The organism is Rhodohalobacter sp. 614A (genome assembly GCF_021462415.1).
Lineage (GTDB): Bacteria > Bacteroidota > Rhodothermia > Balneolales > Balneolaceae > Rhodohalobacter.
In genome coordinates this window covers 520,082-533,656 of record NZ_JAKEDS010000003.1, presented here as the reverse complement: position 1 = coordinate 533,656, position 13,575 = coordinate 520,082, and the positions used below count along the sequence as shown (strand labels likewise).

General features: G+C 42.4%; 15 protein-coding genes. 5 read left to right on the top strand and 10 right to left on the bottom strand.

The window, feature by feature from the left end:
* Window positions 1-67 precede the first annotated feature (67 nt).
* From mgtE to L0B18_RS16160, 3 genes are read left to right on the top strand one after another with little or no spacing between them, the layout of a single operon-like run.
* Complete coding sequence (gene mgtE / locus L0B18_RS16170; RefSeq protein WP_234572841.1) at window positions 68-1,450, top strand: magnesium transporter; 1,383 nt, start codon at window positions 68-70, stop codon at window positions 1,448-1,450.
* A gap of 23 nt (window positions 1,451-1,473) precedes the next feature.
* On the top strand, window positions 1,474-2,322 hold the full coding sequence (locus L0B18_RS16165; RefSeq protein ID WP_234572840.1) for a thymidylate synthase: 849 nt from the start codon (window positions 1,474-1,476) through the stop codon (window positions 2,320-2,322).
* The gene (locus L0B18_RS16160; protein WP_234572839.1) at window positions 2,319-2,798 is read left to right on the top strand and encodes a dihydrofolate reductase; all 480 of its coding nucleotides are present in this window, start codon (window positions 2,319-2,321) and stop codon (window positions 2,796-2,798) included. Before L0B18_RS16165 ends, L0B18_RS16160 begins: the two co-directional genes overlap by 4 nt.
* Before the next feature lie 60 nt (window positions 2,799-2,858).
* On the opposite strand, the gene L0B18_RS16155 is transcribed toward L0B18_RS16160, so the two are convergent.
* From L0B18_RS16155 to L0B18_RS16145, 3 genes are all read right to left on the bottom strand, one after another.
* The gene (locus L0B18_RS16155) at window positions 2,859-3,014 is read right to left on the bottom strand and encodes a hypothetical protein (RefSeq protein WP_234572838.1); all 156 of its coding nucleotides are present in this window, start codon (window positions 3,012-3,014) and stop codon (window positions 2,859-2,861) included.
* A gap of 97 nt (window positions 3,015-3,111) precedes the next feature.
* Window positions 3,112-4,359 (bottom strand): HD domain-containing protein, encoded by a 1,248-nt coding sequence (locus tag L0B18_RS16150; protein ID WP_234572837.1) that lies wholly within the window; start codon window positions 4,357-4,359, stop codon window positions 3,112-3,114.
* On the bottom strand, window positions 4,352-4,798 hold the full coding sequence (locus L0B18_RS16145; RefSeq protein WP_234572836.1) for an acyl-CoA thioesterase: 447 nt from the start codon (window positions 4,796-4,798) through the stop codon (window positions 4,352-4,354). The genes L0B18_RS16150 and L0B18_RS16145 overlap by 8 nt, the downstream gene beginning before the upstream one ends.
* Window positions 4,799-4,937: 139 nt before the next feature.
* Here L0B18_RS16145 and L0B18_RS16140 point away from each other — a divergent pair, with 139 nt between their 5' ends.
* Window positions 4,938-6,011 carry a M42 family metallopeptidase gene (locus L0B18_RS16140; protein ID WP_234572835.1) on the top strand — a complete coding sequence of 358 codons (1,074 nt, stop codon included), beginning with the start codon at window positions 4,938-4,940 and terminating at the stop codon, window positions 6,009-6,011.
* 72 nt (window positions 6,012-6,083) lie between these two features.
* Here L0B18_RS16140 and L0B18_RS16135 read toward each other — a convergent pair whose 3' ends face one another.
* Window positions 6,084-7,247, bottom strand: a complete 1,164-nt coding sequence (locus tag L0B18_RS16135) for a PAS domain-containing sensor histidine kinase (protein WP_234572834.1) — start codon at window positions 7,245-7,247, stop codon at window positions 6,084-6,086.
* Between the two features lie 385 nt (window positions 7,248-7,632).
* Between L0B18_RS16135 and L0B18_RS16130 the strand changes: the two genes are divergently transcribed.
* Window positions 7,633-7,860, top strand: coding sequence for a hypothetical protein (locus tag L0B18_RS16130; protein ID WP_234572833.1), 228 nt, complete (start codon window positions 7,633-7,635; stop codon window positions 7,858-7,860).
* Here the strand turns inward: L0B18_RS16130 and L0B18_RS16125 are convergent.
* The 6 genes from L0B18_RS16125 to L0B18_RS16100 all read right to left on the bottom strand — a co-directional run bounded on the left by L0B18_RS16125 (window position 7,857) and on the right by L0B18_RS16100 (window position 13,556).
* Window positions 7,857-8,870 carry an FAD:protein FMN transferase gene (locus L0B18_RS16125; protein ID WP_234572832.1) on the bottom strand — a complete coding sequence of 338 codons (1,014 nt, stop codon included), beginning with the start codon at window positions 8,868-8,870 and terminating at the stop codon, window positions 7,857-7,859. The two genes, L0B18_RS16130 and L0B18_RS16125, sit on opposite strands and share 4 nt — an antisense overlap.
* 93 nt (window positions 8,871-8,963) lie before the next feature.
* Window positions 8,964-10,277 carry an NADH:ubiquinone reductase (Na(+)-transporting) subunit F gene (gene nqrF / locus L0B18_RS16120; protein ID WP_234572831.1) on the bottom strand — a complete coding sequence of 438 codons (1,314 nt, stop codon included), beginning with the start codon at window positions 10,275-10,277 and terminating at the stop codon, window positions 8,964-8,966.
* Between the two features lie 24 nt (window positions 10,278-10,301).
* Window positions 10,302-10,919, bottom strand: a complete 618-nt coding sequence (nqrE, locus tag L0B18_RS16115) for an NADH:ubiquinone reductase (Na(+)-transporting) subunit E (RefSeq protein WP_234572830.1) — start codon at window positions 10,917-10,919, stop codon at window positions 10,302-10,304.
* A gap of 5 nt (window positions 10,920-10,924) precedes the next feature.
* On the bottom strand, window positions 10,925-11,629 hold the full coding sequence (locus L0B18_RS16110; protein ID WP_234572829.1) for an NADH:ubiquinone reductase (Na(+)-transporting) subunit D: 705 nt from the start codon (window positions 11,627-11,629) through the stop codon (window positions 10,925-10,927).
* A gap of 13 nt (window positions 11,630-11,642) precedes the next feature.
* On the bottom strand, window positions 11,643-12,362 hold the full coding sequence (gene nqrC, locus L0B18_RS16105; protein ID WP_234572828.1) for an NADH:ubiquinone reductase (Na(+)-transporting) subunit C: 720 nt from the start codon (window positions 12,360-12,362) through the stop codon (window positions 11,643-11,645).
* 3 nt (window positions 12,363-12,365) lie between these two features.
* Window positions 12,366-13,556, bottom strand: a complete 1,191-nt coding sequence (locus L0B18_RS16100) for an NADH:ubiquinone reductase (Na(+)-transporting) subunit B (RefSeq protein ID WP_234572827.1) — start codon at window positions 13,554-13,556, stop codon at window positions 12,366-12,368.
* Window positions 13,557-13,575: the final 19 nt, after the last annotated feature.

The following is a 13,575-nucleotide window of genomic DNA, read 5'->3' as shown; positions in this document are numbered from 1 at the left end:
TTTTTGATAACTTCCACAAGCGTTATCATAGTCCAATATTTTTGAATCCATCCGAACAAATTTTGCCATGATTGCACATTTGCTAAAACCGGAATTGGATGAACTCATCCAAAAAAAAGAGTGGGTAACCATCAAGGAGGTACTCGATGATGTGCCGGCTGTAGATGTTGCCGAACTCCTGGATGACCTGGCCCCGGAAGTAGCCGTGGTTATATTTCGGTTACTGAAAAAAAGCAAAGCCGCTGATGTTTTTACCTATCTGAGTTCAACAAAAGGGGTTGAGCTTCTGGAAACGTTTAGCCGGCAACAACTCAGTGATGTGATGAACAATCTGGAGCCGGATGAACGCGTAGCTCTGATGGAGGAACTTCCGGGTGACCTGACCCAAAGGGTGTTGAATTCAATGGATTCAGAGAATATTGCCCAGGTCCGGCGCCTTTTAGGATATCCTCCGGAAAGTGTGGGCCGTTTGATGACCACGAACTATGTTCGTATCAAAAAAGATTGGTCGGTGAACCGCAGTTTTGAACACATTCGGAAACACGGCAGAAATGCGGAAACGGTTAACGTTATTTATGTGGTGGATGAAGATGAAACGTTGATTGACGACCTTCGGCTCAACCAGCTTATTCTCGCTGAGCCGGATGCGAAAATATCCGATATTATGGATAACACATTTGAGGCCCTTAGCGCTTTTGACGACCAGGAGGAGGCCGTTCGGATGCTCAGTAAATACGACCGCGTTGCACTTCCCGTGGTTGATTCAGGAGGTATTTTGGTTGGAATTGTAACGGTGGATGACGTTCTGGACGTAGCTGAAGAGGAAACCACCGAAGATATGCAGTTGATGGCAGGTATGAGTGCGCTGGATACACACTATTCCCAAACCGGTGTTACAGATATGGTAAAAAAGCGTTTGGGTTGGTTGATTCTCCTCTTTTTGGGACAAATGTTTACCGTTACAGCGATGGCCAGTTATGAAGATACATTAGCCGCTGCTACCGTTTTAGCTCTCTTTATTCCGATGATTATTTCCAGTGGTGGTAACTCCGGTTCTCAGGCCGCAACATTGATTATTCGTGCTCTCTCAACCGACGACATTAAATTTGAAGAATGGACAACCGTCTTAAAAAGGGAATTATTATCGGGCCTTCTTCTCGGTTCGCTATTAGGTATTTTGGGAACGATTGTTATCACTACATGGATGATTGTACGGGGTGAACCATTGACGCTTTCGGTTGGTTTACAAGCACTTACAGTGGGAACCAGCCTTGTGGGTGTGGTTCTTTTTGGAAACCTGAGCGGATCGATTTTACCTTTTATTATGACGAGAATGGGTTTGGATCCGGCTGTGACTTCGGCACCGTTTATCTCAACTTTGGTGGATGTAACCGGAATTATCATCTATTTTACGGTGGCAGTTTTACTGCTTCGCGGAGTCGTCCTTTAATTAAAATCATTTATTGACTAAGCATGAAACAATATCTTGACCTGGTTCAAAATGTGATGGATCACGGAGTTTGGAAGGAGAATCGAACCGGTGTAAAAACACTTTCAAATTTCGCTGAATTTTATAAAGTGGACCTCTCCGAAGGCTATCCCCTCCTGACAACAAAGAAAGTGTTCTTCCGATCTGTGATTCTTGAACTGCTTTGGTATTTGCGTGGAGAAGATCACATCAAGTGGTTAAGGGATGAAAAAGATTGCCATATCTGGGATGCGTGGGCAGACGAGGATGGATACGTTGGTCCCATTTATCCGGTACTCTGGCGGCGGTTTCCAATGGCGAAATCAAGTAATGGAGATGTTTACAAACCACTGGGAGACAAACAAGAAAGAGATTGGCAATACGAGGAGTACGATCAGGTTCAAAACGCCATTCACATGCTTAAAACCAATCCAAATAGCCGGCGGATCGTTGTCTCTGCGTGGCATCCGGGATTGCTCGGAGAAATGGGATTACCGCCTTGCCATTTGATGTACATTTTTAACGTGGCAGACGGAAAACTGAATTGTCATTTAACGCAGCGCTCCGGGGACATTGCATTGGGAATCCCGTTTAATTTAGCGTGTTATTCAGCTTTAACGATGGCCGTTGCCCAGGAAGTCGGACTGAAACCCGGAACATTTGCTCACACAATTGTAGATGCACATATCTACGAAAATCACATGGATGGACTGAAAGAGCAACTGAAGCGTGAACCTCGGGAATTGCCAACACTGGAAATTGCAAATAAGCCGGTGGATGAGCTCACTTTTGAAGACTTTACTTTGAAAAATTATGATCCCGATCCGGTTATCAAATTTCCGGTTGCCGTATGAAGTTATCCATTATTGTAGCTCACGATCCTAATCTTGTTATAGGAAAAGACGGCGAACTTCCCTGGCATTTCAGCGAAGATCTGAAGTTTTTCAAAAAAACAACGATGGGTTCACCAATTTTGATGGGACGCGGTGTCTTTGAGGAACTCAATGAAAAACCTCTTCCGGGAAGAGAAAACGTGGTGCTGAGCCGGTCCAAATCCTATGATCATGTACCAACCTTCAAATCTATTGATAAGGCGTTAGATCACTTATCAGGACACGCACAGGTGTTTGTGATTGGAGGAGGAGAAATCTACAAACAAACCATCAATCGGGTTGATGAGCTGATCATCACACAAGTGAAAAAAGAATATGACGGAGATACTTTCTTTCCCGAATATCGGAATCAAATCGGGGAAGTGTGGGAAGAAGTCCGGAGAGAAGATCACGACAAGTTTTCTTTTGTGAAATACAGTCGAATCCACCCAAATTAATTGTATAGATAAAGACCGGCTATATCTGGTTCTTTCACATTTCTTAAATCCGCAACTGAGCTATTTATCCTCTTTTTCATCTCGGCCATGCCCCGGCTGCGTATGTGATGGCGGATCACTTGCGGGAAATGTTTCCTTGAGATCTTCATTCAACTCTTCATCGATCTTTTTGGAATCTTTCTTCTTCTTTGAAGCCTTGTTTTTCTTGTCACTCATAATATTGAAGTTTTAAAATGAACAGTTAATGCGTAATTCCTTCATATGAACACTTTACAACCTTTAGAAAATAGAGCGCATTCTGCCTGAAATGTTCCTAAATTTCTTTCAGATGTACTAAATATGGCTTCACAACGGGTTCGGTCAACGCAATGATGTGTTTGGTGTCTGCGGCTTTAGAGAACTCCACAGCTTTATTGTTATCCTCTAAAATCCAGATGCTTTCGTTTTCGTAGCGATAGGCTTCACTGTAACTTTCGTTGACATCATAATAATAGCTGGCAGATTCATCATCATGGGGGAAACCATGTTTTTTGAGATACTTTTGGGTTTTGCTAAGAATTTGATCCTGTAGTCTATCCCGTTCTCTTCGTTCGGCGAATGTAGTTCGAAACAGTTGTCTGCTTAAAAATCGATGAGAAAGATCCGCTAAAATCAAATCGTCATGCTGCGCCCATTGTTTGATACAGATGTATACGTCATGATCATCCAGTGCGATGTAATTCTCCAACATTTTCTGGGTGATTCTCTTTTTGGACGATGGATTTTTGGAGAGAAAATAATTTAATGGGAGGGAAGGAATATCCACATTTTCACTAGCATCAATCAAAAAACGAACACGTTTAAAAATTTTTCTCAGCAAAGCATCTGCGCTCAAAACCGTTTTGTGAAGATATACCTGCATATACATCAATCGTCGGGAGAGGATGTAGTTTTCAACCGCATAAATTCCTTTCTTTTCAATCACCACATTTCCTTTAAAAACCCGCATCGTTTTTAGAATGCGATTGATTCCAACCGAACCTTCGGAAACCCCGGTAAAGAAGCTGTCGCGTTTCAGGTAATCGAGACGATCCATATCAAGCTGAGAAGAGATCAATTGGTGGAGAAACTTCTTCGGATACTGGTCTTTGAAGATTTTAATCGCCGTACTCAGCTCGCCGTCGAATTCTTTATTCAGCGTTTCCATGATTTTGAGGCTCATCATCTCGTGATTGAAATCCTCAATCAATGTGTGTTCAAGAGTGTGGGAGAGAGGGCCGTGCCCAACATCATGCAGAAGAATCGCGATCAGCGTTCCGGTAACTTCCGCATCGCTGATTGTAGTGTCTTTTTCTCGAAGATTTTTAAGGACTCGCTGGCCAAGTTCCAGGGCACCAATGGCATGAGAAAAACGGGAATGTTCCGCCGCCGGAAATACAAGATAGCCCAAACCAAGCTGACGAATCCTGCGCAATCTTTGAACATACGGATGATCAATCAACCGCAAAATGGTTCCTTTGGGAATGGTAATAAAACCGTGAACCGGATCGCTGAAGATTTTGTATTGACTACTCTTATCCATTGTCGGGAATCTTGTAGAGATACTTGTCGCGATCTTTAATTTCGGGCAGGCTCGTTGGTTTCTGAGCCTCCAGATCAAACCAAACGCCTGTGGTTTTAGCGATGGCTTTTAATTCAGCATCGCCTTTGGAATAAATCGCCTGGAATCCTTTTATACTGGTGTTGCCGTATTCTTCAACCGAGGTCCCAATCAGAAGAGTTTCATGGAATTCAATGGGCCGGATATAATCCAGTTCCAGGTGCACCAGCATAAAGCTTTTTCCTTCACTCATGGATGCCTGAAATTCAGGAATTTCATTGATAAAGTTGATTCGCGCCTCTTCAAAGTAAGTGTTAAAAACAGCGTTATTTACATGGTTTAAAGCGTCAAGATCTCGAAATCGAACGAATAATTCGGTCCAGTGAGCGAAAGAGTCTTTATTATATTCAGGTTTCTTCATGATAAAAGTTTATCCTTTTTTGAGGAAAGGTAAACAGAATATTGCAGGAATATGAAGGAGTTTTTCTATTGCGAACGAATCAAATGTTTTTGATGCTTATATTCCCTGATGTAAATCTGCAAAAACAAAATTTATAAGAATGTTCGATAGCGAATCTCACGAGTTTCTTGAAAAGCTGATTATCACTCCAAGCCCAACCGGATATGAGTCTGAAGGCCAAAAAGTCTGGAAAGAGTTTGTTTCAGAATTTGCCGATAGTGTAGAATCCGACGCATATGGTTCAGCCATGGCAAAGCTTCAAATCAATACTGATGTGCCAACGATTATGCTGGAGGCGCACGCGGATGAAATCGGGATGGTGGTTCAACATATTTCAAGTGATGGATTTGTGACGCTAAATAAACTCGGTGGAAGTGATTCCACGATTGCAAGGGCCAAACGGGTTGTGATTCATTCCCGAAATGGCCGTGTGACCGGAGTTGTGGGAAATACGGCTATTCATCTTCAGGAAAGCAAAAACGGCGGAGGTAAGCAGCCAGCCTGGAAAGATATTTATGTGGACATTGGCGTATCGTCAAAAGAAGAAGCCCTGGAGATGATCCAGATTGGTGATCCGGTCACCTATGCGGATGAGCTTGAATATTTAAATGATGATATCATCACCGGCCGCGCTCTTGATAACAGGATTGGCGGATTTGTGATTGCGCATGTACTAAAGCAATTGAAAAAGCGAAAGAAAGATCTGAAGGTCAATGTGATTGCCCTGAACTCCGTGCAGGAAGAAGTTGGCGGATTTGGGGCACGCATGATGAGTTTCCGTCACATGCCGGATGCCGCTTTAGTTACAGATGTAACCCACGCCACCGATACCCCTGGCATTAATAACAAAGAACACGGAACTGTGAAATTGGGTAAAGGGCCAACCGTTCAACACGGAGGTGCCAACCACAGAGCCATTGTGGAATTGATCGAGAAAACCGCCAAAAAACAAAAAATCGATATTCAGCACGAAGCTACGAGCATACGAACCGGAACGGATACGGACAGTATTTTCTATCAAAAAACCGGGATTCCAAGCGCGCTTATTTCGTTGCCATTGCGCTACATGCACTCACCGGTTGAAACAGCATCTTTGAGAGATGTTGAAAATCTAATTAATCTGATGACAGAAACCGTTCTGGCGATGGATGCAGACCAAGTTTTTGAGGTCTAAACATTTTAAAAACTGAATAGTAGATGCGGGAAGATCAGCGATTTTATTGAAAATAAAGGAGGGATTTAATCTTTATGGTTTTTCCCGAATGGGTATTGAAAATGTAAAGACACTACCTTTTTTAGGCTGACTTTCTACCCATATTTTGCCGCCGTGCATTTCAATGAAATCTTTGCATAAAAGTAACCCGAGACCTGTCCCAGATTCCTTTAGAGTTCCTTCCGTAGAATGGGTTTTACCATTTTCGTTACAAAACAGTTTGTTGAGATCACTTTTTTTGATACCAATACCGTTATCTGTTACGGAGACGGTCAGTTCAGAATCATTTTTCGTAGCCTCAAGAGTAATTTCTCCACTGGGTTTCGTAAACTTAATGGCATTTGATAGGAGATTGCGAATGATAAGCGTAATCATGGTTTTATCGGCAAAAAGGGGAGTGGCTTTAGATATTTTATTATGAATAGTAATTGATTTTGCTGTACAGGCGTCAAGCAATAATTCAATTAATTCTCTGGCGACGGTATCCAGTAAAAATGATTCAGGCTGATACTCAATTTTACCTGTTTGTGATTGTGCCCAAACAATGAGATTGTTTAACAAATCAACAGCCTGTTTGGAAGAGTGTTGAATTATTTTGGCAAACTCTTCAGCATCATCATAATTTTTTTTCTGAATTTCTGCCGTTAGAAGCTCGCTAAATCCCAAAATAGAACTAAATGGATTCTTCAGGTCGTGGCCGATAATGGACAGTAGCCGATCTTTTGTGGCATTCAGAGCCTGAAGTCTTGTCTCGCTTTTTTTCAAAGCCTGTTCGGCTTCCTTTCTCTCGGTAATATCCCGAACATTTAAAACAACTGATTTGATAAGAGGATTGTCGAGTTGATTGGTGCCAAAAGCTTCAAGATATACCCACCCTCCATTTTTATGGCGGTGTCTGTATTGAGTGCCTCCCGGGTTCGAATCTCTTATCAGTTCTATGAATCCTTTCCTGGCATTTTCCCGGTCGTCCGGGTGAAGCATCGTTTCGATTACCGGAACATGTGTGAGTTCATCGGGCTTGAATCCTAAAATCTTTTCGCAGGATTCGCTGACATAATGCTGATTTCCTTTGGCGTCCAATAACACGATCATGTCAAAGGAATTTTTAATGAGCTGCCTGAATATTTCGTGGTATATTTCTAAGCCCTCATACGATTCAATTTCAAATACCTCTTCTTGTACTTCGTTGTTCTCCATGCCCTCTTGGTTTTTAATCGTTGGAAGGATTGTCTTTTCTGGGCTAATGAATCCAACTGTTAACCTATATTAAGAATACACAAATCTTCAGAAACATTATATGGATTTAATAATCTTTATCAGGTCGGGATGATTACAGGACTGTTTAGTTACCAATACATTTCATTTTAGATTTTTGAAATGTTTTCTATGTGAATTTCCCCGAGGAAGTAAATTTTGAATGATGAGTTTCTCATCTTGAAATAATGCAGATGGTAATCACTCAGAAATCTCAAATATTATAAATGTAAGAAAAAAGTTGTCTGTTGAGTGAACCAAAGGGTGAAGATTGCCGTTTATCCAATAAATGCCGAACTTTGAGTTCACCAATAAAAGAAGTTTAGATATGACTGTTTTTCTATTAGCAGCGGTATTAATTGGACTTGCATTTGCAGGGATTGCCGTTAAGATTTGGGCAAAAGAAGATGGAGAGTTTGCCGGAACGTGTGCAAGCAATAGCCCTTTCCTGAATAAAGAAGGAGAGCCTTGTAGTTTTTGTGGTGCCAAACCGAGCGAAAAATGTAAAAAAGACTCGAGCGAGAAACCCAAGGAAGAATTTAGCCCGTTCGTCTAATTTACGGGTTCTATAATAAAGGCTTGGAATCCTTCGGTAATAAACGTATCCCATTCGTTCTCATCTCCTGAGAAAATCAGGTAGCCTTCAAAATTTTCTTTACTCGCTAATAATTCTTTACACCTTTCGAGTCCTTGGACCATACAGACCGTAGCATATGCATCTGCATCCATCGCGGAAGGAGCAATGATAGATGCACTTAAAAGGCGATTACGGGCCGGATAACCGATTTTAGGATCAATTGTGTGTGAGTAACGAGTGCCGGTTTCCTCGTCAACCCAAAATCGCCGATAGTTTCCTGAGGTTGCCAATCCCGCATTTTCAAGCTCAAGAACAAATTGAAATCGGTTTTCAGCATCAATTTCTTCTTGTGGTTTATCAACACCAATTCTCCAAACATTACCCGATTCATTCACTCCTTTTGCGCGGACTTCACCGCCCACTTCCACCATATAATTTTCAACTTTATGATTTTCCAGAAATTCTGCGATATGATCCACTGTAAATCCCTGTGCGATAGCGTTGAAATCAATCGTGAATCCTTCAGGAATGGACACTCTCATATCATCAATTTGAATGGATTCATATCCAACTTTGGATAAAACCTGCGTAAGGGTATCGGCACTGACATCCTGCCGGATCTCTTTAAAACCAAATCCCCAAAGATTTACCAAAGGCCCCACCGTGGGATCGAAAGATCCGGCGGTTTCTTCAGCTATTTCAGTTGATCGGTTTAAAACGGTTATAAAGAGCGAATCAACCTCAACAGGTGTATTCCCTTTATTAATTTGTGAGACGAGGGAGGAGGGAACGTAGGTGCTCATAGAGAGATCAATCTGGCGTAGTATTTCCTCAATTTCTTTTCCAAAATCTTGTCCCTTGGGCGATTCGTATTTGATCTGATAGGTAGATCCCTGGGCCCGGCCATTATTTTCAATAAACAGTGGTTCTCCGGGCTGCCCACATGAAGCAAAAAAAAGCAAAAAAATAATACAAAGAAAGCGATTCATGAGCATCGATAAACTGTATTTAGCGTGAGTATAAAATAAAAAACCCCGCTCACAGAATGATACGGGGTTTTAAAAATCAGGCAGAAAATGTAATTACGAATCAAAATCGTCAAAAGAGACATTCTCTTCAGGGACGCCCCATTCATCGCACATTTTCTGTACGGCCTGGTTCATGAGTGGAGGACCGCAGAAGTAAAATTCAATTTCTTCCGGTTCCGGATGATTTTGCAAATACTGATCAATAACAGCCTGGTGAACAAAGCCGAGGAATCCATCTCCCTCAGAATCGTTGACATCTTTCTTTTCAACCCACTTGTCTTCTTCAAGTGGTTCGGAAAGTACAACATAGAATTTAAAATTCTCGAATTGTTCTTCCAGGTGCCGGAAGTGATCCAGGTAAAACAGTTCTCGCTTGGATCGGCCACCATACCAATAAGTAACTTTACGGCCGGTCTTGAGAGTTTTGAAGAGCTCGTACAAATGCGATCTCATAGGCGCCATACCGGCTCCACCACCAATATAGAGCATCTCTTTCTGGCTGTCCTCTTTGATAAAGAACTCACCATAAGGACCTGAAACAGTTACAGTATCACCGGGTTTTCTTGAAAAGATATAGGATGAAGCCACACCCGGATTTACATCCATCCATCCATTTTTAGACTTATCCCATGGCGGCGTGGCAATACGCACGTTCAACATAATTTTACGGCCTTCTGCAGGATAGCTAGCCATAGAGTAAGCTCTTTCAACGAACTCACTATTCTTCATTTTAAGATCCCACAGTCCGAACTTGTCCCATTCAAGCTGGAATTTATCAGGCGCTCCGGGATGTTCCTTCGGATGGGCAGTGATATCAATATCTTTATAATCAATTTCACACGGGGGGATTTCAATCTGGATATAACCACCCGCTTTGTAATCCATGTCTTCAGGAATTTCAACAATAAACTCCTTAATGAAGGAGGCTACGTTGTAATTGGAAACCACTTTAGCTTCCCATTTCTTGATCCCGAAGATTTCTTCCGGAATCCGGATTTTCATATCCTCTTTTACCTTTACCTGGCAGCCAAGCCGCCAATTTTCCTGCTGCTCTTTTCGGGTAAAATGAGGTTCTTCGGTAGGAAGAATACCGCCACCGCCTTCCATCACCTGGCATTTACATGTAATACATGTACCGCCGCCTCCGCAAGCAGAGGGAAGGAAAATTTTATTATTTCCGAGTGTGTTTAGGAGCGTTCCGCCAGACTCCACTTCGAGTTCCATTTCCCCATTAATCTCAAGCTTTACGGGCCCGGAAGGTGCCAGTACAGACTTGGCTCCAAGAAGGATTGAAACAAGAAGTAGTATCACCAGAAAGAATACAACAATACTGGTGGTAACGATGAGTGTTGTTGAAGCAAATATCATTTTTTAAATCTCTTTGAATAACGTTTATAACTTGATTCCCATAAACGACATGAAAGCGATGCCCATCAGGCCGGTTACAATAAATGTGATTCCCAGTCCACGGAGTGGAGCCGGCACGTTTGAATAACGGATTTTCTCGCGGATAGCAGCGATAGCTACAATTGCCAAAAACCACCCTATTCCACTTCCAAAACCAAACACTGAAGCTTCAAGGATTGTTGCGTAATTCCTCTCCTGCATGAACAGAGAACCACCGAGAATGGAACAGTTTACTGCAATAAGCGGAAGGAAAATACCTAATGAGTTATAGAGTGCAGGCGCGAATTTTTCGACGGCCATCTCCACAAGCTGTACCATTGAAGCAATAACCGCAATGAAAATAATAAAGGAAAGGAAGCTAAGGTCTACGGCTGCAAATTGTGGTCCAAGCCATGCCAGTGCTCCTTCTTGCAGTACATAGTTTTCAAGAAGATAATTGGCCGGAACAGTGATGGCCATCACAAAGATAACAGCCGCTCCCAAACCTACACCTGTTTTCACCGTTTTGGATACTGCGAGATAAGAACACATGCCCAGGAAGTAGGCAAAAATCATGTTCTCAACAAAAATCGACTTTACGAATATGTTTAAAAGTTCTTGCATACTTCTTACTCCTCTATGAGTTTAGTATTTCGTGACCGCTGTACCCAAATGATGATACCCACGGTGATGAGTGCCATGGGGGGGAGCAGCATAAATCCGTTGTTACTGTAAAAGCCGCCATTTACGATGTACCAGGAGTCCGGAATAATCTGGAGGCCAAATAAAGTTCCTGAACCAAGTAATTCGCGGAAGAAAGCTACAATGATTAAAATGATACCATAGCCAAATGCATTACCAATACCATCCAGGAACGATCTCCATGGTTTATTTCCAAGAGCAAAGGCTTCAAGCCGCCCCATAATAATACAGTTGGTGATAATCAATCCCACGAACACCGACAGTTCTTTTGATACATCGTAAACAAAAGCTTTTAACACCTGATCTACCAAAACCACAAGTGCAGCTACAACCACAAGCTGAACGATGATTCGGATTCGGTTTGGGATGAAATTTCTCATCAAAGAGACAATGACGTTACCGGCAGCCAGTACAAACATCACCGATATAGCCATCACTACAGCCGGATAGAGTTTTACAGTAATAGCGAGTGCCGAACAAATTCCCAAAACCTGTACAGTAATCGGGTTATCGTCATCAAACGGATCACTAATCAGTTTTCGGTTTCTTTTAGAAAACAGGGGCTCACGGGTCTTTGTAGTGACCTTTGCCTCCTGTTCAACAGCTTCTTTTTCTAGTACTTCTTCTGCCATAGTTTTACCTTAATTAAAGTTCTGAACCTGCGGTTGAATATGTTGCGGCATAATCTTTCAGAAATGGGATGTAAGATTCCAGACAATCCAGAATCATTGCTTCCACTCCTTCGGAGGTAATAGTACCTCCGCTAATTCCGTCTACCTGATATTGGGTTGAAGCGTCGCCTTTTCGAACATCAATCCCTATAAGATTGCCTGAATCATCCAGGATTTCTTTGCCTTCAAATTGAGTTTCAAAAGCGGCTGTAGCAATTTCAGCTCCCAGGCCGGGTGTTTCTCCCTGATGATCAAATACAGCGCCATAAAGTGTAGATACATCTTCCTGAAGAGAAATATATCCCCAGATTGGCCCCCAAAGTCCGGTGCCCCGGATCGGGATTACAAAAAATCGTTGCCCTTCTTTTTCTGCTATGTAAAGTGGAGCTTCACGTTCAATGTTAGACTTGCGGACTTCTTTGGTCAGGTCTACATTGAAAGCTTCAATGCCGGGTTTTTCTTCGTGATTGCTCACTACCAGTTCCTGGACGATGTATTCCGGATATAACTCAGCGGCTTCCTCGCGGCTCACTTCCACTTTAATAGAACTGAGGATACTCTGCATTTTTTCGAGACGTTCGTTTTCATCCTGGTAAGGTTTCAGGGTTGTTGCAGCAAAGGATAAAAGGGCCGCAACAACGATCACCATAATGGCGGCGAACATAAATGTGTAACTATTCTTATTTACATCCATGAGTTAGGCTCTCGCTTTTAAAGAAATTCGTTTTTTTCGTTTTTTGATATTTGCCTGCAACACATAATGATCGATCAGCGGTGCCATTGTATTCATAAAAAGAATGGCTAACATCACGCCTTCGGGATAGGCGGGGTTGAAGATTCGAATCATTATTGCCAAAAATCCAATTAAAAAGCCATAGATCCATTTTCCGGTACTTGTTTGTGAGGCCGTTACAGGATCTGTAGCCATAAAGACAATTCCAAAGGCAAAACCACCCACTGCCAACTGATGCCAGAAAGGTACAGCCATAAACGCTTGCTGAACTTCGGTAATTGCATAAGGTGCCAGGGCATTAAAAATTATGCCCATTACAGCGCCTCCTGCAAGGGCACTCAGCATAATTCTCCAGCTTCCGATACCGGTAAAGATTAAAAGTCCGGCTCCGAGAGCAATTGCAATAACGGATGTTTCACCAATTGATCCAGGAATAGTACCAATAATAGCATCCAATACCGAGTAATGGGTTGAACCAGCGGTAGCAAGTTCTCCCAGCACGGTAGCTCCGGAAAATCCATCTACTACAGATTGTCCGTCGCGAACGGAAGTGTTAATCCAAACATCATTTCCGGACATGAAAGACGGATACGCAAAGAACGCAAATGCACGGGCCAGAAGGGCGGGGTTGAAAATGTTCATCCCGGTTCCGCCAAATACTTCTTTACCAATAATTACTGCAAAAATACAGGAGAGGGCTACCATCCAGAGGGGAATGTCTACAGGCATGATGAGGGGAATCAGCATCCCGGTAACAAGATAACCTTCATTAATCTGATGGCCTTTGATAATACAGAAGAGGAATTCAGCACCCAACCCAACGGCATAAGAAACCACAACGATGGGCAGTACTTTAATAGCTCCGAATACAAACTGGTCTATAAAGGTAGCGTCGATTCCAAGAGCCAGATAATGTTGATACCCCACATTCCACATCCCGAACAACAAACAGGGAATAAGTGCCATGATTACGGTATTCATGGTTCGTTTCAGGTCAATTCCGTCACGAATATGAGCACCTTGCTCTGTAGGATGGCCCGGCACAAACAAGAATGTTTCCAATCCGTCGTACACCGGCCAATATTTTTCAAGCTTTCCCCCTTCCTCGAAGTAGGGTTTCACTTTACTTTCTAAAAAATCATTTAATGCTTTCATGAATAAACTTTCAAACTTT

Bases quoted from the DNA above. Each gene is read 5' to 3' on its own strand.
- mgtE (WP_234572841.1), top strand. From the start codon at position 68: ATGATTGCACATTTGCTAAAACCGGAATTGGATGAACTCATCCAAAAA.
- L0B18_RS16165 (WP_234572840.1), top strand. From the start codon at position 1,474: ATGAAACAATATCTTGACCTGGTTCAAAATGTGATGGATCACGGAGTT.
- L0B18_RS16160 (WP_234572839.1), top strand. From the start codon at position 2,319: ATGAAGTTATCCATTATTGTAGCTCACGATCCTAATCTTGTTATAGGA.
- L0B18_RS16155 (WP_234572838.1), bottom strand. From the start codon at position 3,014: ATGAGTGACAAGAAAAACAAGGCTTCAAAGAAGAAGAAAGATTCCAAA.
- L0B18_RS16150 (WP_234572837.1), bottom strand. From the start codon at position 4,359: ATGGATAAGAGTAGTCAATACAAAATCTTCAGCGATCCGGTTCACGGT.
- L0B18_RS16145 (WP_234572836.1), bottom strand. From the start codon at position 4,798: ATGAAGAAACCTGAATATAATAAAGACTCTTTCGCTCACTGGACCGAA.
- L0B18_RS16140 (WP_234572835.1), top strand. From the start codon at position 4,938: ATGTTCGATAGCGAATCTCACGAGTTTCTTGAAAAGCTGATTATCACT.
- L0B18_RS16135 (WP_234572834.1), bottom strand. From the start codon at position 7,247: ATGGAGAACAACGAAGTACAAGAAGAGGTATTTGAAATTGAATCGTAT.
- L0B18_RS16130 (WP_234572833.1), top strand. From the start codon at position 7,633: ATGACTGTTTTTCTATTAGCAGCGGTATTAATTGGACTTGCATTTGCA.
- L0B18_RS16125 (WP_234572832.1), bottom strand. From the start codon at position 8,870: ATGAATCGCTTTCTTTGTATTATTTTTTTGCTTTTTTTTGCTTCATGT.
- nqrF (WP_234572831.1), bottom strand. From the start codon at position 10,277: ATGATATTTGCTTCAACAACACTCATCGTTACCACCAGTATTGTTGTA.
- nqrE (WP_234572830.1), bottom strand. From the start codon at position 10,919: ATGCAAGAACTTTTAAACATATTCGTAAAGTCGATTTTTGTTGAGAAC.
- L0B18_RS16110 (WP_234572829.1), bottom strand. From the start codon at position 11,629: ATGGCAGAAGAAGTACTAGAAAAAGAAGCTGTTGAACAGGAGGCAAAG.
- nqrC (WP_234572828.1), bottom strand. From the start codon at position 12,362: ATGGATGTAAATAAGAATAGTTACACATTTATGTTCGCCGCCATTATG.
- L0B18_RS16100 (WP_234572827.1), bottom strand. From the start codon at position 13,556: ATGAAAGCATTAAATGATTTTTTAGAAAGTAAAGTGAAACCCTACTTC.